At 46.7% G+C, this 24,380-nt stretch carries 16 protein-coding genes and 5 tRNA genes; 18 read left to right on the top strand and 3 right to left on the bottom strand.

Annotated elements, in window-relative coordinates; all coding sequences use genetic code 11:
- Window positions 1-5: 5 nt before the first annotated feature.
- The 7 genes from ICN12_RS08280 (at window position 6) to ICN12_RS08250 (ending at window position 7,932) form a co-directional block, all read left to right on the top strand.
- Window positions 6-92 (top strand) — tRNA-Leu (locus ICN12_RS08280).
- A gap of 57 nt (window positions 93-149) precedes the next feature.
- Window positions 150-1,487: a trigger factor gene (gene tig / locus ICN12_RS08275; RefSeq protein WP_216272033.1), complete on the top strand. Its 1,338-nt coding sequence runs from the start codon at window positions 150-152 to the stop codon at window positions 1,485-1,487.
- 43 nt (window positions 1,488-1,530) lie between these two features.
- The gene (gene clpP / locus ICN12_RS08270) at window positions 1,531-2,160 is read left to right on the top strand and encodes an ATP-dependent Clp endopeptidase proteolytic subunit ClpP (protein WP_216272032.1); all 630 of its coding nucleotides are present in this window, start codon (window positions 1,531-1,533) and stop codon (window positions 2,158-2,160) included.
- A gap of 25 nt (window positions 2,161-2,185) precedes the next feature.
- On the top strand, window positions 2,186-3,559 hold the full coding sequence (clpX, locus tag ICN12_RS08265; protein WP_216272031.1) for an ATP-dependent Clp protease ATP-binding subunit ClpX: 1,374 nt from the start codon (window positions 2,186-2,188) through the stop codon (window positions 3,557-3,559).
- Window positions 3,560-3,736: 177 nt separating this feature from the next.
- Window positions 3,737-6,169, top strand: a complete 2,433-nt coding sequence (gene lon, locus ICN12_RS08260) for an endopeptidase La (protein WP_216272030.1) — start codon at window positions 3,737-3,739, stop codon at window positions 6,167-6,169.
- Window positions 6,170-6,286: 117 nt separating this feature from the next.
- Window positions 6,287-6,362: transfer RNA gene (locus tag ICN12_RS08255), tRNA-Val, on the top strand.
- A 103-nt stretch (window positions 6,363-6,465) separates the two neighbouring features.
- Window positions 6,466-7,932, top strand: a complete 1,467-nt coding sequence (locus ICN12_RS08250) for a peptidylprolyl isomerase (protein WP_216272029.1) — start codon at window positions 6,466-6,468, stop codon at window positions 7,930-7,932.
- Here ICN12_RS08250 and ICN12_RS08245 read toward each other — a convergent pair whose 3' ends face one another.
- Window positions 7,933-8,586, bottom strand: coding sequence for an arylesterase (locus ICN12_RS08245; RefSeq protein WP_216272028.1), 654 nt, complete (start codon window positions 8,584-8,586; stop codon window positions 7,933-7,935).
- 25 nt (window positions 8,587-8,611) lie between these two features.
- Between ICN12_RS08245 and ICN12_RS08240 the strand changes: the two genes are divergently transcribed.
- The 3 genes from ICN12_RS08240 to ICN12_RS08230 are packed head-to-tail and all read left to right on the top strand — an operon-like array spanning window position 8,612 to window position 14,128.
- Entirely contained in the window at window positions 8,612-9,292 is a 681-nt protein-coding gene (locus ICN12_RS08240; protein WP_216272027.1) for an ABC transporter ATP-binding protein, read from the top strand.
- Between the two features lie 21 nt (window positions 9,293-9,313).
- Window positions 9,314-13,348 carry a phosphoribosylformylglycinamidine synthase gene (gene purL, locus ICN12_RS08235; RefSeq protein WP_216272026.1) on the top strand — a complete coding sequence of 1,345 codons (4,035 nt, stop codon included), beginning with the start codon at window positions 9,314-9,316 and terminating at the stop codon, window positions 13,346-13,348.
- A 3-nt stretch (window positions 13,349-13,351) separates the two neighbouring features.
- Complete coding sequence (locus tag ICN12_RS08230; RefSeq protein ID WP_255537767.1) at window positions 13,352-14,128, top strand: spermine/spermidine synthase domain-containing protein; 777 nt, start codon at window positions 13,352-13,354, stop codon at window positions 14,126-14,128.
- Window positions 14,129-14,203: 75 nt separating this feature from the next.
- Here the strand turns inward: ICN12_RS08230 and ICN12_RS08225 are convergent, their stop codons facing one another.
- On the bottom strand, window positions 14,204-16,789 hold the full coding sequence (locus tag ICN12_RS08225; protein WP_216272025.1) for a bifunctional aconitate hydratase 2/2-methylisocitrate dehydratase: 2,586 nt from the start codon (window positions 16,787-16,789) through the stop codon (window positions 14,204-14,206).
- Window positions 16,790-17,179: 390 nt separating this feature from the next.
- Here ICN12_RS08225 and pyrG point away from each other — a divergent pair, with 390 nt between their 5' ends.
- From pyrG to ftsB, 4 genes are read left to right on the top strand one after another with little or no spacing between them, the layout of a single operon-like run.
- Entirely contained in the window at window positions 17,180-18,841 is a 1,662-nt protein-coding gene (pyrG, locus tag ICN12_RS08220) for a CTP synthase (protein WP_216272024.1), read from the top strand.
- Window positions 18,842-18,850: 9 nt separating this feature from the next.
- On the top strand, window positions 18,851-19,714 hold the full coding sequence (gene kdsA / locus ICN12_RS08215; RefSeq protein WP_216272023.1) for a 3-deoxy-8-phosphooctulonate synthase: 864 nt from the start codon (window positions 18,851-18,853) through the stop codon (window positions 19,712-19,714).
- Window positions 19,715-19,748: 34 nt separating this feature from the next.
- The gene (gene eno, locus ICN12_RS08210; RefSeq protein ID WP_216272022.1) at window positions 19,749-21,035 is read left to right on the top strand and encodes a phosphopyruvate hydratase; all 1,287 of its coding nucleotides are present in this window, start codon (window positions 19,749-19,751) and stop codon (window positions 21,033-21,035) included.
- 21 nt (window positions 21,036-21,056) lie between these two features.
- Window positions 21,057-21,383: a cell division protein FtsB gene (gene ftsB, locus ICN12_RS08205; protein WP_216272021.1), complete on the top strand. Its 327-nt coding sequence runs from the start codon at window positions 21,057-21,059 to the stop codon at window positions 21,381-21,383.
- Between the two features lie 10 nt (window positions 21,384-21,393).
- Here the strand turns inward: ftsB and hslO are convergent, their stop codons facing one another.
- Window positions 21,394-22,359: an Hsp33 family molecular chaperone HslO gene (hslO, locus tag ICN12_RS08200; protein WP_216272020.1), complete on the bottom strand. Its 966-nt coding sequence runs from the start codon at window positions 22,357-22,359 to the stop codon at window positions 21,394-21,396.
- Window positions 22,360-22,427: 68 nt separating this feature from the next.
- Between hslO and gltX the strand changes: the two genes are divergently transcribed.
- The 4 genes from gltX to ICN12_RS08180 all read left to right on the top strand — a co-directional run bounded on the left by gltX (window position 22,428) and on the right by ICN12_RS08180 (window position 24,245).
- Window positions 22,428-23,831 (top strand): glutamate--tRNA ligase, encoded by a 1,404-nt coding sequence (gltX, locus tag ICN12_RS08195; protein ID WP_216272019.1) that lies wholly within the window; start codon window positions 22,428-22,430, stop codon window positions 23,829-23,831.
- 84 nt (window positions 23,832-23,915) lie between these two features.
- A tRNA-Ala gene (locus tag ICN12_RS08190) sits at window positions 23,916-23,991 on the top strand.
- A 44-nt stretch (window positions 23,992-24,035) separates the two neighbouring features.
- A tRNA-Glu gene (locus tag ICN12_RS08185) sits at window positions 24,036-24,111 on the top strand.
- Window positions 24,112-24,168: 57 nt separating this feature from the next.
- Window positions 24,169-24,245 (top strand) — tRNA-Asp (locus tag ICN12_RS08180).
- The last annotated feature ends 135 nt before the right edge of the window (window positions 24,246-24,380 follow it).

Genomic DNA, 24,380 nt, shown 5'->3' with positions numbered 1-24,380 from the left:
TTCGCGCGAGGATGGCGAAATTGGTAGACGCACCAGGTTTAGGTCCTGACGCCAGCAATGGTGTGGGGGTTCGAGTCCCCCTCCTCGCACCACAAGATAGCTACTTGGCTTGGGCTTCACATATTCCGATTTTCAATAAAGAGACGAGAATGGCTGTGCAGATAGAAAATTTAGGTCAGTTAGACCGCAAAGTGACCTTAGAGTTCGCTCGTGCCGATTTGGCTAAGGCAAGAGAAGCCCGTTTGGCTAAATTGGGTAAGACCATGAAAGCCGCCGGCTTCCGCCCAGGCAAAGTGCCAAAGGCCATGGTTGAAAAACAGTACGGCATGCAAGTGGATTTTGAACTTCAGTTCGACAAAGCCTCAGAGTTGTTCTATGAGCTCGCTCAAAATGAAAAAATCTTATTGGCCGGTCAACCACGCCTTGACCCTAAGAGCGAACTAGAAGCAGACAAGATTGTGTTTGATGCTTACTTTGAAGTGTTGCCAGAAGTGAAAATTGGTGATTTCAGCAAAGCTGAAGTCACTAAGTACACAACCGATATTTCTGATGCAGAGATCGATCGCGCTTTAGACGTATTGCGTAAGCAGCAAGTGCATTACCATCCACGCGGCGATGCTGGTACGCATGGTGATGGTGGTGCAAATACGGCCGCTCAAGCTGGCGATCAAGTTGTGATCGACTTCGTTGGCAAGATTGATGGCGTTGAGTTTACTGGCGGTAAAGCGGAAAACTTTGAATTCGTTCTTGGCGAAGGCCGCATGCTCCCTGAATTTGAAGCTGCGACTTTGGGCCTCAAAGCAGGTGAGAGCAAGACTTTCCCATTAAGCTTCCCAGCCGATTACCACGGTAAAGATGTTGCTGGCAAAACTGCTGACTTCACCATCACCGTGAAGTCAGTGAACTGGGCGCACCTTCCTGCAGTTGACGATGCATTTGCATTGTCTTTAGGCGTTACCGAAGGTGGCGTTGCAAAGATGCGTGAAGAAGTGAAAGAGAATTTGGATCGCGAAACAAAACGTCGCATTACATCGCTGTTAAAAGGTGAAGTAATGGAAAAACTCAATAGCATTTGCGAACTTGATGCACCTAAATCTTTGGTTGCTCAGGAGCAAGAACGTTTGGTTGAGTCTGCACGTCAAGACTTGATGCAACGTGGCATTCCAAATGCCAAGGATGCACCCATTCCTGCTGAAATGTTTGCTGAGCAAGCTCTCAAACGTGTTCGCCTCGGCTTAATTTTGAGCGACTTAGTCAAACAGCAAAACTTGGCTGCTACTGCAGATCAAATTAAAGCTGAGATTGATGAGCAAGCTGCTACTTACGAAGATCCAAAAGAAGTGGTTCGTTGGTTCTATAGCAATCCAAGCCGCCTCAAAGATATCGAGAACTTGGTATTGGAAGATAACGTTATCAAGTATTTCACTTCGCAAGCTAAAGTGATTGATAAAGCCGTTACTTTCGAAGAACTCAGCAAACTTAACTAAGTTCAACTAAGCTTAAGCATCCATTAAATAAAGGCCTGATCACATGAACCAGAATCATTTCCAGTCTGAGAATTTAGAACCCAAAGGTTTGGGTTTAGTTCCAATGGTGATTGAAACCTCTGGTCGAGGCGAGAGGGCCTATGACATTTACTCCCGCTTACTTAGAGAGCGCGTTGTTTTCTTGGTTGGCGAAGTAAATGATCAAACCGCAAACTTGGTCATTGCCCAGCTCTTATTCCTCGAGAGCGAAAACCCAGATAAAGAAATTTCTCTGTACATCAACTCTCCCGGTGGTTCTGTATCTGCTGGTTTAGCAATCTACGACACGATGCAATTCATCAAGCCACACGTCAGTACTTTATGTATGGGCATGGCTGCGAGCATGGGTGCATTCTTATTGTGCGCTGGTGAGAACGGCAAGCGTTATGCATTGCCGAACTCACGTGTGATGATTCATCAGCCATTAGGTGGTGCACGTGGCCAGGCTTCTGATATCGAAATCCAAGCCCGTGAAATTTTGTATTTGCGTGAGCGCTTGAACAAAATTTTGGCTGACCGTACAGGTCAATCGATTGAAACCATTGCTAAAGATACTGATCGCGATAACTTCATGTCTGCAGAACAGGCCCAGCAATATGGCTTGATCGACAAAGTGATCGACAAGCGTCCTTAAACAGCACTAATATCTAGAATCTACCTTGAGCGATAAAGACAACTCCAATAGCGCAGACAAAGTTCTGTATTGCTCCTTCTGCGGCAAGAGCCAGCATGAAGTAAAGAAGCTCATTGCTGGCCCATCCGTATTCATTTGTGATGAGTGCATCGACTTATGTACGGACATCATTCAAGAAGAGCTTGCAAAACTACCTAAAGCTGATGGCGATGATTCTTTGCCGACACCACATCAGATTCGTGAGAATCTAGATCAGTATGTGATTGGTCAGGACCATGCGAAGAAGACTTTAGCGGTAGCGGTGTACAACCACTACAAGCGCTTACAGTATTTGCCTAAGCCTAAAAAAGAGAAGTTGGATAAAGACGGCAAGCCAGAAGTGGCTAGCGAAAAGACGACGGATAAGAAAGAATCTAAAGTTCCTGCTAAGGCAATGGTTGATGGCGTTGAGCTTGCTAAGAGCAACATCCTGCTGATTGGCCCAACGGGTTCCGGTAAAACATTGTTGGCTCAGACTTTAGCGCGCATGCTAGATGTGCCTTTTGTCATGGCTGATGCAACGACATTGACTGAAGCGGGTTATGTTGGTGAAGACGTCGAAAATATTATTCAAAAGTTGTTGCAAGCTTGCGACTACAACGTAGAAAAAGCCCAACGCGGTATTGTTTATATTGATGAGATCGATAAGATTTCTCGTAAGTCAGATAACCCTTCAATTACCCGTGATGTATCGGGTGAGGGCGTTCAACAAGCTTTGCTAAAGCTGGTCGAAGGTACGATGGCTTCAGTTCCACCACAAGGTGGTCGTAAGCATCCAAATCAAGATTTCTTGCAAGTTGATACAACCAATATCTTATTTATTTGTGGTGGTGCTTTTGATGGTCTTGAGAAGGTCATTCAACAGCGTACAGCGAAGACGGGCATCGGATTTAATGCAACGGTACCTGGCAAGGATGATCGTGGTGTCAGCGACCTCTTAATCGAAGTAGAGCCAGAAGATTTAATCAAGTTTGGTTTGATTCCTGAATTAATTGGCCGTCTTCCAGTGGTTGCTACCCTGGCACAACTAGATGAGGCTAGCCTGATTCAGATCTTGACTGAGCCTAAGAATGCTTTGGTTAAGCAATATCAGGCGCTGTTGACGATGGAAGGCTCTGAATTGGAAGTTCGCCCAGCAGCTTTGTCAGCCATTGCCAAAAAGGCCATTGCACGCAAAACGGGCGCTCGTGGCCTACGCTCCATCCTCGAAGGTTCTCTTATGGATGTCATGTATGACTTGCCATCCCTGAAGAATGTGCAAAAGGTAGTAATCGACGAAAGTACGATTGCTGATGGTGGAAAACCCATTTTGGTCTACAAGCAGGGTGACGAATCTACGGAAATGAGCAAAAAAGCCTAATTTTTGTCTTTTTTTGCTGTTTTCACAGGGTTTTCGCTCACTTTTTGCATATTTCCCCCTTGTTTTTCACTTGGTGGCACCCATATAGGTAGTATCCTATTCCTAATTATGTCCGTATCTAGTGGTACGGCATTTTTAGAGTTTTTTACGGAATGACTATTTTGGAGGAATTGCCCCATGCCTGGCCACTTATTACTACCCTCTGAACCCATTCAACTGCCATTGCTCCCTTTAAGGGATGTCGTGGTGTTTCCACATATGGTGATCCCCTTGTTTGTGGGTCGACCAAAATCAATTAAAGCCTTAGAAGCCGCCATGGAAACTGGCAAAAATGTCCTTTTGGTAGCCCAAAAGACAGCCGCTAAGGATGAGCCAGGTGTTGAGGACCTCTATGAGGTCGGTTGCATCGCCAATATCCTGCAAATGCTAAAACTTCCCGATGGCACTGTTAAGGTGCTGGTGGAGGGTGTTCAACGCGCTGAAGTGAGTCAAGTTGAAGATAGCCAAGGCTATTTTGGCTGTGAAGCGACTCCCACATCAATGTCCTCTTTAGATGCTCATGAGACAGAAGCTTTGCGCCGCGCCATCATGGCTCAGTTTGACCAGTACGTAAAGCTGAACAAAAAAGTTCCACAAGAAATCCTGTCTTCACTTGGCGGTATTGATGATCCAAGCCGCTTAGCCGATACGATTTGCGCTCATCTGCCTGTCAAGCTTGAGCAGAAGCAACGCTTGCTTGAAATGACTGACGTAGTACAGCGCTTAGAAAGTTTGTTGGCTGATCTCGAGAGTGAGATTGATATCTTGCAAGTAGAAAAGCGCATCCGTGGACGTGTAAAACGTCAGATGGAAAAGAGTCAGCGCGAATACTACCTAAACGAACAAGTCAAAGCCATTCAAAAAGAATTGGGTGAAGGCGAAGAGGGTGCTGATCTCGAGGAGCTCGAGAAACGCATCAAGGCTGCTCGCATGCCCAAGGAAGCATTGAAAAAGGCAGAGTCTGAGTTGAAAAAACTCAAACTCATGTCACCAATGTCTGCCGAAGCGACAGTGATCCGTAACTTTATTGATACTTTGGTCAATCTTCCTTGGAAGAAAAAAACCAAGATTAACAACGATTTGACCAATGCTGAAAAAGTATTAGATGAAGACCACTATGGTCTTGATAAAGTTAAAGAACGCATCTTGGAATATCTTGCGGTTCAGCAACGCGTTGATCGCGTCAAGGCTCCAATCCTGTGTTTAGTTGGTCCTCCCGGCGTTGGTAAAACTTCCTTAGGTCAATCGATTGCTCGCGCAACGAACCGCAAGTTTGTGCGCATGGCATTAGGTGGTGTGCGTGATGAATCTGAAATTCGGGGACATCGCCGTACTTATATTGGTTCGATGCCTGGAAAGATTCTTTCTAGCTTGACTAAAGTGGGCGTGCGCAATCCTTTATTCCTCTTGGATGAAGTAGACAAGATGGGCATGGACTTCCGTGGCGATCCTGCAAGCGCATTGCTTGAGGTGTTAGATCCAGAGCAAAACCACACCTTCCAAGATCACTATGTTGAAGTGGACTTTGATCTGTCAGATGTGATGTTCGTTGCCACTTCAAATTCTTTGAATATTCCCGGTCCATTGTTAGATCGCTTGGAGATTATTCGTCTGGCTGGTTACACAGAAGATGAAAAGACCAGTATTGCTACCAACTATTTAATTCCTAAACAGATTAAAAATAATGGCCTCAAGAAGGATGAATTAAAGATTGAGGAAAGCGCTGTACGCAGCATGATTCGTTACTACACGCGCGAAGCTGGTGTTCGTTCTTTAGAGCGAGAAATCAGCAAAATCTGCCGCAAGGTAGTGAAGTTGCTTCTCCTCAAGAAAGAAGCTGCGCCAGTGACTGTCGATGCGGATAATTTAGAGAAGTTTCTCTCTGTGAAGATGTATGACTTTGGTCTGGCTGCGAAAGAGAATCAAGTTGGCCAGGTCACTGGTTTGGCTTGGACTGAGGTTGGCGGCGATCTATTAACGATCGAGGCGGCGGTAATGCCTGGTAAGGGCGTGATTACTCGTACTGGCTCGATTGGCGATGTAATGAAAGAGTCTGTTGAGGCTGCAAAAACAGTCGTTCGCTCCAGAGCAAGAGCGCTAGGAATTGCTGATGAAGCCTTTGAGAAGAAAGATATTCATATCCACTTCCCAGATGGTGCAACTCCGAAAGATGGTCCATCTGCCGGCATCGCAATCACGACGGCCCTAGTGTCTGTATTTACAGGCATTCCGATTCGCTCAGATGTAGCAATGACGGGTGAAATCACTTTGCGTGGAGAGGTGCTACCAATCGGCGGTTTAAAAGAGAAGTTGCTGGCAGCGCATCGCGGCGGAATTAAGTTGGCCTTGATTCCAGAGGAAAACGTCAAGGATTTGATTGATATTCCTGATAACGTCAAGAATGCGATTGAAATCGTACCGGTTCGCTGGATTGATAAAGTGTTGGAGCTTGCCTTAGAGCGCAAACCAGTTGCTTTGCCAGATCCAACTCCGGAAGAGCTTGCGAAAAAGGCTGCTGAAGCTAGTAAAGCTACTGAAAAGATTTCGTCTGGAGAGGCCTTGAAGCATTGATGTCTGGGGATATTTGAGGGGTTTTGAGTCGGATTGAACTATAAATTAAAGTCCATTTTGATGAAGAATCTCTCTTTTATTCCCACACTGGGTTACAATCTCGTCTGTATTAATTTGGGGCGCTTAGCTCAGATGGTAGAGCGTCTGCCTTACACGCAGAATGTCGGCGGTTCGATCCCGTCAGCGCCCACCAGTTTCCCAAATCGCATTGGTTTTCATCTTCAAGGCCTTCTAGTTCCTCTAGACCTCACGCCTAGTACACTCCATAATTAACTTCATTTCCTAGCGATTAATTCATGTTTGATTCCGTACGTAAGCACCAAAAAATTCTGCAGCTAGTATTGATGCTGTTTATCGTTCCTTCTTTTGCCTTGTTTGGCATCTCTAGTTATTCCGAATTTATGGATAAAGAGACTGACATTGTTAAAGTTAATGGCAAGCCCATCACAGCACAAGAAGTGGACATGGCTGCAAAACGTCAGGCTGAACGTGTTGGCGGTAATGTACAAATTGCTCAAAGCCTGCCTTTTCGTCAGGCCATTCTCAATGAGTTACTTCAGCAACGCATCTTAGGATTTGCGGTCAGTGACTTACGCTTACAAGTAGGCAAGCAAGAGCTCGTTAATAGCTTGCAAAAGATCCCACAAATACGTGCTTTATATCGCCAAGACGGCACATTTGATGATGCGCGCTTTAAGCAGCTGCTAGCCAGCAATGGCATGAATGAAGAGCAGTTTTATGCAGGCCAAAGTTTTGACCTCAAAATTCAACAGTTAGTCAATTCTGTTGCCCGTACCGAATTGGCCAGTCCAAAGTTGTCTGAGATTATTTCTTCTCTCTATGAAACAGAAAGACAAGTACAGACCCTCCAATTTAATGCTAAAGACTACTTGGCCAAAGTGAATCCTAGCCCAGACGAGCTCCAATCTTTTTATGAGGCTAATGCAAAGCTGTTTGAGCGACCTGAATATATCGATGTTGAATATATTGTTCTTAAGGCAGATCCAAAAGAAGATTCCAAGGCCTTTAATGAAAAGGCAGATCAGTTTGCGAATATCACTTACGATCAAGCTGATAGTCTGAAGCCAGCTGCAGATAAATTGAAGCTCAGCATTCAATCTCAGAAGGGTATTACTCGTGGCGGTGCGCCTGGCGTATCTAAAGATCACCCCCTGGCTAATCCAAAGGTTATCCAGTCCCTGTATGGCGATGAAGCCCTCAAGAACAAGCGCAATATTGAAGCTGTACAAATTTCACCAGGTGTTTTTGTATCTGCACGAGTGGTAATATTGCATCCCGCGCAAATCTTGCCTTACAAAGAAGTTGCGGCTGAAGTAAAGCGTCAGGTTAGCCAACGCGCTGCCGAGAAGCTAGCGATTGCTGCAGCCACTGATAAATTGACCGCCCTGGAGAAAGACCCAAAGAATGCGGCTGGCTTTAGTAGTTCTAGTTGGATTTCACGCAACAAGCCAGGCAATTTGGTGGGGCCTTCTATGGATGAGGTCATGTCTGTTAATGTGGATAAGTTACCGGCCGTAGTTTCTGTTGCCAATCCTGGCGTTGGCACTACGATTTATCGTATTGACCAAGTTCGCCAACCTACATCTGTTGATGCCAAAGCTCACAAAGCGCAAGCACAACAGATTCAGGCATTAGCCGCACAGTCAGAATTTGCGGGCTTTATGAGCTACTGGCGCAATAGTGCCGGCGTTAAGGTAATTAACCCACTCAAATCAGCGAGCTCAGGTAGTGCAGGCAGTTAATTACTGAGGTGATTTCTTGAGTAAGTTACTGTATGGGGCCATTGAGCCCCATACGTTTTTGAAGAGAATACTTTGGGCCTCCACATTGGGGTGCAATCGATCCGCTTGAAATAATTCAGGTTTTAATGCAACGCCTTCCAAGAAAAACGGTAGCAATTCAATACCCTCTTCATTAGCCAGCTTAGAGTAGAGTCCTTTGAATTGCGTGATGTAGGTTTGGCCATAATTTGAGGGGATCTGTATACCAAAGAGCAAAACCCGTGCACCCGATTGCTTGCTCATCTGAATCATCTTGCGTAGGTTCGATTCAGTTTGAATTATCGGAAGGCCGCGCAAGGCATCATTCGCCCCAAGCTCAATCATGACAAGCCCTGGTTTTTTTTGAATCAAGAGCTTGGGCAATCGCGTCAGTCCGCCTGAGCTGGTCTCACCGCTAATGCTGGCATTAAATACAGTCCAAGGACTGTTGTCTTTCTGAAGTTGCCTCTCCAGAAGATTAACCCAGCCGGTTCCCCGTGGAAGACCATATTCAGCTGAGAGGCTGTCTCCCAATACCAAGATCACTGGGTTTGTTTGAGCCCAGGAGCAAATACTCATTAAGAGGCAAAATAGGCCTGTAATTAATTTATTGGCTATTAATGGCTGAATCTGCATTTTTCAATTCTAGAAAATTTCTCACATGAACAACCAGTCTAAATCTATTGCTGCCAAACAGGTGGGCAAGCTAGTTAATACGTCGGACGGTGACCTAGTTATTTTGCACGACATTAGCTTTCAGATTGAGCAAGGTGAAAGTGTGGCAATTGTCGGAGCATCTGGTTCTGGAAAAAGCACCTTATTGAGCCTATTGGCCGGCTTAGACCTTCCAACACAAGGACAAATTGATTTGATGGGTCAAAACCTCAATCTATTGGATGAGGATGGCAGAGCTCGTTTACGCGGCAAGTCTGTTGGCTTTGTATTTCAATCATTCCAATTGCTGCCCCATCTAACGGCCTTGGAGAATGCGATGCTGCCACTGGAAATTGCAGGGCTTTCCCAGGCAGAGGCAAAACAGTCTGCTGGCCAATGGCTTGAAAAGGTTGGCTTAACTGACAGAGCAAATCATTTCCCTAAAACTCTCTCTGGGGGCGAGCAGCAGCGCGTTGCTTTGGCTCGTGCCTTTATTAATAGACCTGCCATCCTTTTTGCAGACGAGCCTACCGGAAGCCTTGATGAGGCCAGTGGCAATAGGGTAATTGAGCTACTTTTTGAGCTAAATCGGGAGAATTCTTCTACCCTAGTTTTGGTGACCCATGATCCAGCCTTGGCTGCGCGGTGCGGACGTCAATTGAGCCTTCAAGGCGGGCGCTTAGCTTAATCAAAACCTTATAATCTTGGGATGTCATCATTCTGTTGCTTGCCCGGGGCAAATGCCCTCTCAGCCTTCCGCCAACAGCGACTTTTAGCCTCGCTCGCCGCCCAAGGAATTCAACTTGAGTCTATTGAGGCTCAATACCTTCATTTCATTTGGTCTGAGTCTGAACTCAATTCCAAAGATAGGGGTGTCCTCGAAAGTCTGCTGACTTACGGACAACCTTTTTTATCTCAGATCAATGTAACCGGCTCCTTATTTAGCAAGGCTGCTGAAAAACAATCCGCTATTGCGATTCCCCGTTTTGGAACAGTTTCTCCATGGGCAAGCAAAGCAAGCGATATTGCTCGCCAATGTGGTCTTCATGTTTTACGTATTGAGCGCGGAGTTCAATACGGGTGGCAAAGTAAAAAATCCCTCAGCGCACAACAAGAGCAATTGGTATTAGCCGCCTTGCATGATCGAATGACCGAGGCGGTTATTTCTGATGCAAACGAAGCGAGTGCCTTATATCAATCTCTTCCTGATCGAGCCTTTGTCCGAATCGCCGTGCTTACAGAAGGCAGGGCAGCTCTAGATAAAGCCAATCAAGAATTAGGTCTTGCGCTGTCAGAAGATGAAGTGCTTTATTTAGTTGAGAATTTTATCCGCTTAGAGCGTAATCCTAGCGATGTAGAGTTAATCATGTTTGCTCAAGCGAACAGTGAACACTGCCGTCATAAGATATTTAATTCGAGCTGGACTATCGATGGTGATGATCAGGAAAAATCCTTATTTGCGATGATTCGCAATACGCATCAACTACAACCTGAAGGTACGATCGTTGCTTACTCTGACAACTCCGCTGTGATGGTGGGTTGCGAGTCAGAAACCTGGGTTCCAAAAGGTCAAGATCGTCTCTACGAAAAAGATACGCGTTTAGTCCATACCCTGATGAAGGTGGAGACACACAACCATCCAACAGCAATAGCGCCGTTTCCTGGCGCATCTACAGGCGCTGGTGGCGAGATTCGTGATGAAGGTGCCACTGGTGTTGGCGGCCGACCTAAAGCAGGTCTTACGGGCTTCTCAGTATCTAATCTGAATATCCCAGGCACAGATTTGCCATGGGAAAGCGAGAAGTATGGCAAGCCTGAGCGTATTGCTACGCCGCTGCAAATCATGATTGATGGCCCATTGGGTGGCGCCGCATTTAATAATGAATTCGGTCGTCCGATTTTGGGCGGGTATTTCCGCGTATTTGAGCAAACCCTAGAAGGGGTGCGTCGCGGTTATCACAAACCCATCATGATTGCTGGCGGTATCGGTAGCATTGACTCTATTCACACCGCGAAAAAACAAATTAAAGCGGGGCACTTATTTATTCAATTGGGTGGCCCCGGTATGCGCATCGGTATGGGTGGGGCAACCGGTAGTTCTGTTACAACAGGCACCAATACAGCTGATTTGGATTTCGACTCTGTACAACGTGGCAATCCAGAAATGGAACGTCGCGCGCAAGAAGTAATTAATTCTTGTATTGCTATGGGTCAAAATAATCCGATTGTTTCTATTCATGACGTAGGTGCTGGTGGTGTATCTAATGCATTCCCTGAACTTGCGGATGGCGCAGGCTTAGGTGCGCAATTTCAATTACGTAAAGTGCCGCTTGAAGAAAGTGGCATGAGTCCTGCAGAAATCTGGTGTAACGAGTCTCAAGAGCGTTACGTACTCGCAATCGAGGCTAAGGATTTAGATTTATTTCAATCTCTCTGCGAGCGCGAGCGTTGCCCATTTGCCGTAGTTGGTGAGGCCACCACTGAGCGTCAATTACAACTGAGTGATAACAAAGAAGTTGCTGGTAGTGATGCCTCCTTGCCAATTGATATGCCAATGGAAGTATTGCTTGGTAAGCCGCCGCGCATGCACCGCGATGTGAAGCGTGTAGCGCAAAGCTTTGACGAGCTTGATGTGACTGATGCCGATTTAGCTCAATGCATCGCCTGGGTTTTACAACAACCGACTGTTGCTAGTAAATCCTTCTTAATCACTATTGGGGATCGCACTGTTGGCGGTCTGAATGCGCGCGATCCATTTGTAGGGCCCTGGCAGGTGCCGGTTGCTGACTGCGCAGTCACGCTGATGGATTACAAGGGTTATCGCGGTGAAGTCATGACGATGGGTGAGCGTACCCCCTTGGCTGTTATTGATGCGCCTGCTGCTGCCAAGATGGCGGTCGGTGAGGCGATCACCAATTTGCTGGCGGCCGATATTCGTCGTCTTGAAGATGTCAAGTTGTCTGCTAACTGGATGGCGGCATGTGGCGCTCCTGGTGAGGACGCAAAGCTCTATGACTCAGTGCAGGCAATTGGCATGGATTTATGTCCTGCTCTGGGAATTTCAATTCCAGTTGGTAAAGACTCTTTATCCATGGCTACCGCATGGCAAGAAGGCGGCCAGGCTAAGAAGGTAGTTTCACCAGTCTCATTGATTATTTCTGCATTTGCAGCAGTACAAGATGTTCGCAAAACCACAACACCATTACTAAAGCTGAAAGATGAGTCTGGTTCTCCCCTAGAAACTGAATTAATCTTGATTGATTTGGGTCGCGGCAAGAACCGTATGGCTGGAAGCATTCTGGCTCAAGTGCTTAATCAATCCGGTAAATCGGCTCCCAATGTAGATCATCCAGAAGATCTCAAGGCCTTAGCAGCCGCCTTGATTGAGTTACGTAAAGAAGATAAGTTGCTGGCCTATCACGATCGATCAGATGGTGGATTACTTGCCTGCATCGCTGAGATGGCTTTCGCATCTCACACCGGTATCTCGATGAACGTAGACATGATTGCTGTCGATGTTGGACAAGAGGCAGATTGGGGTGATGCAAAGAACTGGGCACAGCAAGTATCTGGACGACGTCACGAGCAAACTTTGCGCGCTTTATTCAATGAAGAACTCGGCGCTGTCATTCAGATTCGTAAAGCAGACCGTGATGCGGTATTCGCGGTTCTGCGTAAGCTGGGTCTTAGCGCCTATAGTCATGTGATTGCGAAGCCCAATACCAATGGCCGCATTGAAATTTGGCGTGATGCTAAAAATATCTTTGCTGAGCCTCGCGAGGTATTGCAGAAGATGTGGGCCAATACCAGCTATCAGATTGCGCGCTTGCGTGACAACCCCGATTGTGCCGATAGTGAATTTTCTTTATTAGATGATATTGCTGATGCTGGCATGTCTCCAAAGCTTAGCTTTGATGTTGCTGAAGATATTTCGGCGCCATTCATTAATCAGAATGCTCGCCCTAAAGTGGCCATCTTGCGCGAGCAGGGCGTTAACTCCCACGTAGAGATGGCTTATGCCATGAACTGGGCTGGTTTTGATAGTTACGACGTTCATATGTCAGACCTGCTTTCTGGAAAAGCGAAGTTAGATGATTTCCGTGGCCTAGTGGCTTGTGGTGGATTTAGTTATGGAGACGTATTGGGTGCGGGCGAGGGCTGGGCAAAGACCATTCTCTTTAACGCCCAATTGCGCGATCAGTTCTCCACATTCTTTAATCGCCAAGATAGCTTTGCGCTAGGCGTCTGTAATGGTTGCCAAATGATGAGCAACTTAGCGGGAATTATTCCTGGTGCTGAGGCTTGGCCTAAATTTACGCGTAATCAGTCTGAGCAATACGAGGCTCGTTTGGTTATGGCTGAAGTAATGGCTTCGCCTTCGATCTTTACGCAAGGCATGACAGGCAGTCAACTGCCAATCGCCATTGCTCACGGTGAAGGCTTTGCCAACTTTAGCCAGCAAGGTAATTTAGACGCGCTACAGAAACTAGGTTTAGCGGCTCTGCGTTTTGTGGATCACAAAGGCAATCCTACTGAAACCTATCCAATGAATCCCAATGGTTCTCCTGGCGGTTTAACAGGGGTGACTACGCCTGATGGTCGCTTTACAGTGATGATGCCGCATCCTGAGCGTGTATTTAGGGCTGTGCAGATGAGTTGGGCGCCTAAGGCGTGGTTGGACACTCCAGATGGTGCCAGCCCTTGGATGCGCCTATTCCGTAACGCTAGAGTCTGGGCTAAATAATTCATGTCAGACTCATCTTTGGCCATGGAGCCGGTCACATTTTCTGAAAGTGGGGGCGTTCGTTATCTCCATTTTGGTAGCGAGCTGATTCAGGGTGCCATGCGCATTCGAGATCCAGATGAAATCTATTTGGAATACAACCAGCAGATGATGGCCTGGCTTCTTTTTCTGGAAACTAAGCCTGGCATGCGGATTGCCCAACTGGGCCTAGGAACTGGTGCGTTAACCAAGTTTGCACATCGTTATTGCCCGGCAGTGAAAACCACTGTAGTAGAGCTAAATCCTGCGGTGATTGTTTCTGCACGCAGTATGTTCTTCACGCCTGATGATGATCGTCGCCTAGAAACCTTGCAGACCGATGCCAAGGCATTCGTACAAAACGCTCATTATCACAATTATTTTGACGCAGTCCAGGTAGATTTATACGATGCCATTTGCGATGGACCCGCTGCCAGCTCTTTAGATTTTTATCAAGGCTGCTATGACATTTTGAAGTCACCCGGCGTTTTGACTGTGAATCTGTTCTCGCGTCATAAGAGTTTTGACCTGAATCTGAATAACATCTGTGAAGCATTTGATAATCGCGTGCTCTTATTTCCGGAATCCCATGATTGCAATGTTGTAGCGATTGCCTTTAAAGGACCGCAACTTGATGTGGAGTGGAAAGAGGTTTCTAAGCGCGCTAAATTGATTCTTGAAAAGACGGGGCTGCCGACCAATACCTGGGCTTCCGGCTTAAACCGTGAGAACGCTCATCAAGAAAATAAACTCAACATCTAAATTATTTGGATAAGAAAAAAGGTGATCAACTGATCGCCTTTTTTGTTTCCCCAAACTTCGGGGATTGATTGATGCTTAAATTGTCACGGTATCAGCAACATCGCTGAATGACTTAATCTTGTCAAAGTTCATGTATTTATAAACTTCGCCAGCTTTGGCATTCAATGATTCCACTTGGTCGAAATATTCCTTCGGAGTAGGTAGGCGACCCAAGAGTGCTGCAACCGCTGAAAGCTCAGCAGAAGCCAAATACACACGAGTATCAATACCTAAGCGGTTCGGGAAGTTACGTGTTGAAGTAGATACTGCAGTAGAGCCTTTACGGATCTGTGCCTGGTTGCCCATACAGAGTGAGCAACCTGGAGTCTCCATACGAGCACCAGTAGCGCCTAGTATTCCGTAGTAGCCTTCCTCAGTCAGAACCATCTGGTCCATCTTGGTTGGAGGAGCTACCCATAAGCGGGTAGGCATATCCTTTTTACCTTGAAGAACTTGACCTGCTGCACGGAAGTGGCCAATGTTAGTCATGCAAGAGCCGATAAATACTTCATCGATTTTCTCGCCAGAAACTTCAGACAAGAACTTCACATCATCTGGGTCATTAGGGCAGGCCAAGATTGGCTCTTTAATCTCGCTCATATCGATTTCAATGATCTCAGCGTAGTCAGCATTGGCATCAGCCTTAAGCAATTCAGGCTTAGCAATCCATGCTTCCATTGCTTTGATACGACGACCTAGGGTGCGCTTGTCTTCGTAGCCGTTTGCAATCATCCACTTCATTAAAGTAATGTTGGAGCGCATGTATTCAATGATTGGCTCTTTGCTTAATTGAACTGCACAACCAGCAGCAGAGCGTTCAGCTGAAGCATCAGACAATTCAAATGCTTGCTCAACTTTCAGATCAGGCAAACCTTCGATCTCTAAGATGCGGCCAGAGAAAATATTTTTCTTGTTTTGTTTTTCAACAGTTAACAAACCTTTTTTGATGGCATACAAAGGAATTGCATTGACTAAATCACGCAAAGTGATGCCAGGCTGCATTTTTCCTTTGAAGCGAGCCAATACAGACTCAGGCATATCCAATGGCATTACGCCAGTAGCAGCAGCAAAAGCAACTAAACCAGAGCCAGCAGGGAATGAGATGCCGATTGGGAAGCGGGTATGACTGTCGCCACCAGTACCGCAGGTATCAGGCAAGAGTAAACGATTTAACCAGCTATGAATCACACCATCACCAGGACGCAATGCAACGCCGCCACGGTTAGTCATAAATGCTGGCAACTCATGGTGAGTGCGAATGTCTACCGGTTTTGGATATGCCGATGTATGACAGAACGATTGCATTACTAAGTCAGCGGAGAAGCCTAAGCAAGCAAGGTCTTTTAACTCATCGCGTGTCATTGGGCCGGTAGTATCTTGTGAGCCGACTGTAGTCATATGTGGCTCGCAATAAGTGTCTGGGCGTACGCCTTGACCTTCTGGGAGACCACAAGCACGACCAACCATCTTCTGCGCCAAGCTGAAACCTTTTTTGTTATCAGGTGGGCTAACAGGGATGCGGAATTCAGTAGAGGCTGGTAGGCCAAGGGCTGCGCGAGCCTTTGCTGTGAGTCCGCGACCTACGATCAAAGGAATACGTCCACCTGCACGAACTTCATCCAAAATCACTGGTGACTTGAGTGAGAAAGCAGCGATTTCTTTGCCGTTTTTAAAGGCTTTACCTTCGTATGGACGCAATTCAATTTCGTCGCCCATATTCATATCGGAAACATCTAGCTCAACTGGCAACGCGCCAGCATCTTCCATGGTGTTGAAGAAGATTGGAGCAATTTTGGTGCCTAAGCAAACACCACCAAAACGTTTGTTCGGAACAAATGGAATATCTTGGCCTGTCCACCACAACACGGAGTTCGTTGCAGATTTACGTGAAGAGCCTGTGCCGACCACGTCACCAACGTAAGCAATTTGATTACCTTTTTTCTGGAGGGCTTCAATTTGCTTCATTGGGCCACGCACACCAGCCTCGTCTGGCTCAATGCCTGGACGTGGGTTTTTCAACATGATAGTTGCGTGCAATGGAATGTCTGGGCGACTCCAGGCATCAGGGGCAGGGGACAAATCGTCCGTATTAGTCTCACCGGTTACTTTGAAGACCGTGAGCTTCATGCTCTCTGGAACAGCAGGACGGCTTGTAAACCACTCGGCATCAGCCCAGCTTTGCAATACTTCCTTAGCCAGTGAGTTCCCTTTTTCCGCTAATTCTTGAACGTCATGGAAATAGTCGAACATCAATAAGGTCTTTTTCAATGCAGCTGCTGCAGTAGCTGCGCACTCAGCATCAGAGAGCAATTCAACTAAAGGCTTAATGTTGTAACCACCAAGCATCGTACCCAAGAGTTCCGTTGCTTTAATACGTGAAATCAATGGGGATTTTTCTGTGCCTTTGGCAACAGCATCCAAAAACTCTGCTTTTACTTTGGCAGCCTCATCAACACCGGCAGGTACCCGGTTCGTAATCAGTTCAACCAACTCCGCCTCTTTGCCTTTAGGAGGATTTTTTAACAAACCAACCAGTTCGGCCGTTTGATCTTTAGTCAGGGGGAGGGCTGGAATTCCAAGGGCTGCGCGTTCTGCAACTTGGGCGTTGTAAGCTTCTAGCATCGTGTTTCCTATTGGGTAAGAGTTATCAACAGTAAGGACTAAGCAGGGTTATTTCCCTATCCAGTCTATTGTAATTGCTAATTCATGTCTTATATAAGACTTAATTACTAAAAATATTCTAAAAATACCCCAAATAGAGGCCTTATTCGGGTTTATTTGGATGGCATGGCAAAGTTCGCATATCACCAACTGTCACAGTAGGGGTATTAGTCGGACTTTTGGCCTGGTCCGGTGAGACTAAAAGGCAGTCAATTTGGCAAAAAATAGCCCGTAAAGGTTGCAGATATTTGCCAGTCTCCTCGCGAGCCCTTGGAGCTATTGAGCAAGCCAAGAATTTTTGCTTCCAGGGTCGCTATCGTTATAATTACTTTTTCCAACAGAGCTTAAGCGATGACCAAATACGTTTTTGTCACTGGTGGTGTGGTTTCTTCTTTAGGGAAAGGAATCGCAGCTGCCTCGCTTGCCGCGATTCTCGAATCCCGCGGCCTGAAAGTCACCCTCCTAAAATTAGACCCTTATATCAACGTTGATCCGGGGACCATGAGTCCACTTCAACATGGCGAAGTCTTCGTGACAGAAGATGGCGCAGAAACTGACCTCGACCTTGGTCACTATGAACGTTTTGTATCCGCCAAAATGCGTAAGAGCAATAACTTCACTACTGGCCAGATTTACGAGTCCGTCATTAGCAAAGAGCGGCGCGGTGAGTACCTTGGGAAAACTGTTCAGGTAATTCCTCACATTACCAATGAAATTCAGGCATTTGTTGAGCGCGGCGCAAAAGCGAGCCATGACGGCAATGCTGATATCGCCATTTGTGAAATTGGTGGAACAGTAGGTGATATTGAATCCCTGCCATTCCTCGAGGCAGCTCGTCAAATGAGTCTCCGCCTTCCAAAGCACAGCTGCGCCTTTGTGCATTTGACTCTAGTTCCCTATATCGCAAGTGCAGGGGAGCTTAAAACCAAGCCAACTCAACACTCAGTACAAAAGTTACGTGAAATCGGCATCATGCCGACGGTACTATTGTGCCGTGCTGATCGCCCGATTCCTGAAGATGAACGCTCTAAGATTTCTTTGTTCTCAAACGTACGCGAAGAAGCAGTGATTTCTGTTTGGGACGTTGACACCATTTACAAGATTCCTGAGATGCTTCAGGCGCAGGGAATGGATGATTTGATCTGTCGTGAATTAGATATCCAAGCTAAACCTGCAGATTTATCCGTTTGGGCAAACTTGGTTTACGAATTAGCTAACCCGCAACACGAAGTCACCATTGGTATGGTCGGCAAGTATGTTGAGTTAACGGAATCCTATAAGTCACTAATCGAAGCCTTGCGTCATGCGGGCATTCACAATCACACTCGCGTCAATATCAACTACATTGATTCTGAAGTGATTGAAAAAGATGGTATCGACTGCCTTCAGAATTTAGATGCAATCCTAGTTCCTGGCGGCTTTGGAAAGCGTGGTACTGAAGGCAAAATTGCCGCCATTCGTTTTGCCCGTGAAAACAATATTCCTTACCTAGGCATCTGTTTAGGTATGCAGTTGGCGGTCATTGAGTTTGCACGACACGTTGCCAATATTGCCCAAGCAAACAGCACCGAGTTTGACCCAGAGACTGAGAGTCCAGTTGTTGCTCTCATTACCGAGTGGGTTGATCGTGAAGGTCGTGTTGAGAAACGCAGCAATGAATCTGATCTTGGCGGAACTATGCGCTTAGGCTCACAACGCTGCCCTGTAAAAGCAGGTACTTTGGCTCATGAAATCTATGGCGCTGAAGTAAACGAGCGGCACCGCCATCGATATGAAGTGAACAATCTTTACGTACCTCGCCTTGAGAAATCGGGCTTAATCATTTCTGCTAGAACTCCTAACGAGTCTTTACCTGAAATGATGGAGTTGCCTAGCTCCATGCATCCTTGGTTCTTTGGTGTGCAGTTTCATCCTGAGTTCACTTCGACTCCACGCGATGGGCACCCATTATTTTCTGCGTTCATTAAGGCGTCACTGCTGCATCAAGAAGCCACTGAAAAGCAAGCAGCCTAGGAGATCGAAATGAGTGCATTTAAGTTATGTGGATTTGATGTTGGTTTAAATCAGCGCTTCTTTTTGATTGCGGGGCCCTGCGTGATTGAGTCAGAGCAGTCGGCATTAGATATTGCTGGCGAGCTCAAAGAAATTACCGGCGCACTGGGCATCCCATTTATCTATAAGTCTTCTTTTGATAAAGCCAATCGTTCATCTGGAACTTCGTTCCGTGGTTTAGGAATGGAGAAGGGTCTTGAGATTCTGGCTCGCGTGAAGCGCGAGATCGGTGTGCCGGTATTAACAGATATCCATGACATTAGCGAGATAGAACCCGTATCTAAAGTGGTCGACGTACTTCAGACTCCAGCTTTCTTATGCAGGCAGACGGATTTCATCAGGGCATGCGCTCAAAGCGGTAAGCCAGTGAATTTTAAGAAAGGTCAGTTCCTTTCCCCTCATGAAATGCTCAACGTCATTGATAAAGCCCGTGCAGCAGCTGCGGAAGTGAATCTTCCAGACCAATTTATGGTTTGCGAACGTGGCGCTTCATTTGGTTACAACAACTTAGTTTCAGATATGCGTAGCTTGGCAATCTTGCGTGAAGCGAAAGCCCCAGTCGTTTTTGATGCGACTCACTCCGTTCAGCTTCCTGGTGGCCAAGGCAATGCAAGCGGTGGACAGCGCGAGTTTGTCCCTGTATTGGCCCGCGCCGCAGTTGCTGTTGGAATTAGTGGCTTATTTATGGAGACCCACCCAGATCCAGCTAAAGCCCTTTCAGATGGCCCAAATGCTGTGCCGTTAAATCGTTTGAAAGAGCTACTGGAGTCATTGGTGGCCATCGACGCTGTAGTTAAAAAGCCTGGTTCTTTTTTAGAAGATAGTTTCAAGTAATAACCCATATTTATTTTTACTTAGGAGAAGGTGCATGAGCGCCATTGTTGACATCATCGGTAGAGAAGTTTTAGATTCACGCGGTAACCCCACTGTGGAGTGTGATGTATTGTTGGAGTCAGGCGTCATGGGACGCGCGGCAGTGCCTTCTGGGGCATCCACGGGATCACGTGAAGCAATTGAGCTTCGTGATGGCGATAAGGCGCGTTACCTAGGTAAGGGCGTTCTCAAGGCCGTTCAAAACATCAATATTGAAATTGCTGAATCCATCCTTGGTCTTGATGCTAGCGAACAAGCTTTTCTGGATCACACCTTGATCGAACTCGATGGCACCCATAACAAAGCCCGCTTAGGTGCTAATGCAACCCTAGCTGTTTCTATGGCTGTGGCACGGGCTGCTGCTGAAGAGGCTGGCTTGCCTTTGTATCGCTACTTCGGTGGCTCTGGCGGTATGCAGCTACCCGTTCCAATGATGAACATCGTCAATGGCGGTGCTCACGCAAATAACAGCTTGGATATTCAAGAATTCATGGTGATGCCGGTGGGGGCGCAAAGCTTCCGCGAAGCCTTACGTTGTGGCGCGGAAATCTTTCACGAACTGAAGAAGATTCTGGGCGCCCAAGGTATGCCAACGACTGTTGGAGATGAGGGTGGCTTTGCCCCTAATTTCAAGAGCAATCAAGAGTGCTTACAAACCATCATGAAGGCAATTGAAGGTGCTGGCTACCAAGCTGGTGAAGATGTCTTGTTGGCCTTAGATTGCGCTGCTAGCGAGTTCTATAAAGATGGCAAGTACCACTTGTCAGGCGAAGGCTTGCAATTGACCTCAAGCGAATTCTCAGACTATCTCGGCAATTTGGCTGATCAGTTCCCGATCGTATCGATTGAAGATGGTATGCATGAGAGTGACTGGGATGGATGGGCTGACATTACACAAAAATTGGGCAAGAAAATCCAGTTGGTTGGTGACGATTTATTTGTGACTAACACTCGCATTCTTAAAGAAGGTATTGAGAAGGGTATTGCTAACTCAATCCTCATTAAGATCAATCAAATAGGCACCTTGACTGAAACCTTTGCCGCCATTGAAATGGCTAAGCGTGCTAATTACACTGCGGTGATTTCTCATCGCTCAGGCGAAACAGAAGACAGCACTATTGCGGATATCGCCGTTGGCACTAACGCTGGGCAGATTAAGACAGGTTCTTTATCTCGCTCTGATCGTATTGCGAAGTACAACCAACTCTTGCGTATTGAAGAAGACTTGGGTGATGTGGCTACCTACCCAGGTAAGTCTGTTTTCTATAACTTAAAACGTTAATACCTAGCAACTCTATTTTTTATGCGGATTGTCATCTACTCTATGCTGCTATTGCTCATCGCAATACAGTACCCACTTTGGTTGGGTAAGGGTGGATGGCTAAAAGTGTATGAGATGGAAAAACAGCTCGAGCTACAGCAGGCCAAAAATAGCCTGCTCAGCTTGCGTAATGCTAAGTTAACCGGCGATGTTAAAGATTTAAAAGACGGCACACGAGCCACCGAAGAGCGGGCCCGAGTTGAACATGGAATGATCAAGGATGGTGAATTCTTTGTCCAGATTTTGCCAGCTGAAAAATCGGCGGCTAATGCTGCTGACGGCGTAAAGCCAGCAACTACCAAGCAATAATCACCGCTACTTAATGCCCGCTAGATGGCGGTCTTGTAGCGTCTGCCAATAAATCAGTTTTAAATACCTGCCTGCAATCTACCGCATCAAAGCGATAGGCTTTTGCACAAAAATCACATTCAGTCTCAACGGCACCTTGCTCAGCCAGAATACTTTCAACTTCTTGCTCTCCAAGCATTCTAAGCACATCCGCAACCTTAGCGCGTGAGCAACGACATGAAAAATGCACGGGGCGGGGTGGAAAACTGCGTACGCCATTTTCTGCAGACTCTTCTAAAAAGAGGCGTCGCAAGATAGTTTCTGGAGGAAGGGTGAGTAACTCTTCATTGGTGATGGTCTCGCCCAAAGTCTGGATGCGTGACCAGCCCTCAGCTGCGAGTTGAGGATCTAAATGCGCATGCCCACCAGAATCCGGCAGGCGTTGCAAAAGGAGGCCGCCTACATGGGTATCGTTTGATGCCAACCAAATGCGGGTGTCAAGCTGTTCGGAATTTTGCATATACAGCGCAATCGCTTCGGCTGCGCTGGTAACTGGCTTAATCACAGTTCCACGATGCTCCTGAAGGGCCACAATACCTTGGTAAGGGGGTTGCCCTGGCTGACGATCAGATGGATCCAGGGTGATAACGAGGCGGCCTGTATTGTCGGCATCTAATAGCTCACCTAGGGTGGCATCCGGATTAATTGTAGATGCATCAACAGACAGTTTTACCGTAGCCCGCATGGTGAGGTCAGACTTGCATTCCACCACGAGAAGCTGAATGGGGCCCTTGCTTTGAGCTTGAATAATCAAGGTTCCGTCAAACTTGAGACTGGCGCTGAGAAGGGTGGCAGCGCCAACAAAATCACCGAGAATGCGCCTAACTACGGGTGGATCGTTGCGACGCTCCAAAACAGCCTGCCAAGCGCTGCTAATGGAAACAATTTCCCCGCGGACTGGGGCGCCATCACATATAAATACAAGTAATTCATTCATAAGTGAAAGTATCCACTTTTTTGAGCATTCGGGTGCTAAATGGCAAAATTCAAAGCTGACCTGAGATAATGTCTTTTATGCATATACGTACACGTTTCGCCCCCAGTCCAACGGGCTTTATCCATTTGGGCAACCTCCGCAGCGCCTTGTATCCATGGGCGTTTGCCCGCCATAACAAAGGTGACTTCATTTTACGAATTGAGGATACCGATTTAGAGCGCTCTACCCAAGAAGCAGTAGATGTCATCATTGAAGGCATGGCATGGCTTGGCTTGGATTTAGACGAAGGCCCGATTTACCAAATGCAACGCATTGATCGCTATCGTGAGGTTGTTAAGCAGATGCTCGATGCTGGCCTTGCCTATCCTTGCTATATGAGCGAAGAGGAGTTGAATCGGCTTCGTGATCAGCAAATGGCTAATAAAGAAAAGCCTCGCTATAACGGCCAATGGCGACCTGAGCCAGGTAAAACACTTCCAGCAATACCAGAGGGTGTTTTACCGGTGATTCGCTTTAAAAACCCAATTGGTGGTTCCGTGATCTGGGATGATGCGGTTAAAGGCAAAATTGAGATTAGCAATGATGAGCTCGATGATTTAGTGATTGCTCGTCCTGACGGCACGCCAACCTACAACTTCTGCGTGGTTGTCGATGATCTGGATATGAACATTACCCACGTTATTCGTGGCGACGATCACGTAAACAATACGCCACGCCAAATCAATATTCTTAAAGCCCTTAGTGGAACTCCGCCGGTATACGCCCATTTGCCAACCGTCCTCAATGACTCTGGTGAAAAGATGAGTAAGCGTAATGGCGCAATGAGTGTGCGTGATTATCAAAAAGCAGGGTACTTGCCTGAGGCAATCTTAAATTACTTAGCGAGACTAGGCTGGTCACATGGTGATGCTGAGATTTTTACCAAAGAGCAGTTTGTAAATTGGTTTGATTTAGATAGTCTAGGAAGGTCACCCGCACAACACAATCCAGAGAAATTGCTTTGGCTCAATCATCAATATATTCAGAATGCCGATCCCGTAGTTTTGGCGGAGGCAACAAAACCATTTGCGCATGAGCTGGGTATTGATACTGAAAACGGCCCTGACTTTATTCAAGTGGTAGCGCTCTTAAAAGATCGAGCCAATACCTTGATTGAAATTGCAGAGGGTGCCAAACTTTTCTATCTCCCAGCGCCTACTCATAACTCCGAACAGATTGCCGCAAACATTCCATCGGAAATTATTCCGGCGCTAAAGGATTTGATCGAAGCAATTCAATCCGCAGAACATACAAAAGCGGCTTATGGAGCAGCTTTTAAAGAAGTATTGGCTAAGCATCAGATCAAAATGCCAGCCTTAGCAATGCCTGTTCGCTACGCATTATTTGCCACCACACAGACACCAGCCATTGATTCTGTCTTGGTTGTTTTGGGTAAGGATGAGGCTGTGGAAAGGCTTTCCAAGGTCGTCTAATGCAGAATTTGCGCTTCCTTACAAAAATAGGATAAAATCTTGGATTGTTGTTTTGAATGTCTTGTAGTTGTTTAGCGAGATTACGGGGGTATAGCTCAGCTGGGAGAGCGCTTGCATGGCATGCAAGAGGTCAGCGGTTCGATCCCGCTTATCTCCACCAAGCATTTAAAATAGAGTAGCACTTAGTTTTAAGTAGTAGTCCAGGTCCCCATCGTCTAGAGGCCTAGGACATCACCCTTTCACGGTGAGTACGGGGGTTCGAATCCCCCTGGGGACGCCAAAATTTTTGGCTAGTTGTGAGTAGTAAGAAGTGACACAAGTAGCAATCGATGTACTTGGAGCGGTAGTTCAGTTGGTTAGAATATCGGCCTGTCACGCCGAGGGTCGCGGGTTCGAGTCCCGTCCGCTCCGCCAAGTAAGTTTGGTACGTACCGGACACATGCTTTACGTCCGGTACCGACCACATGGTTTACACCTTTACCAATCACATCCCCAATACTTTGGGACCAAATGGGTTTTCTAGGGCCTGTACCCGAGAAGACTCCATAT

This window comes from Polynucleobacter sp. AM-25C3, assembly GCF_018882335.1.
Taxonomy (GTDB): Bacteria; Pseudomonadota; Gammaproteobacteria; order Burkholderiales; family Burkholderiaceae; genus Polynucleobacter.
This window is presented reverse-complemented; position numbering and strand designations above follow the sequence as displayed.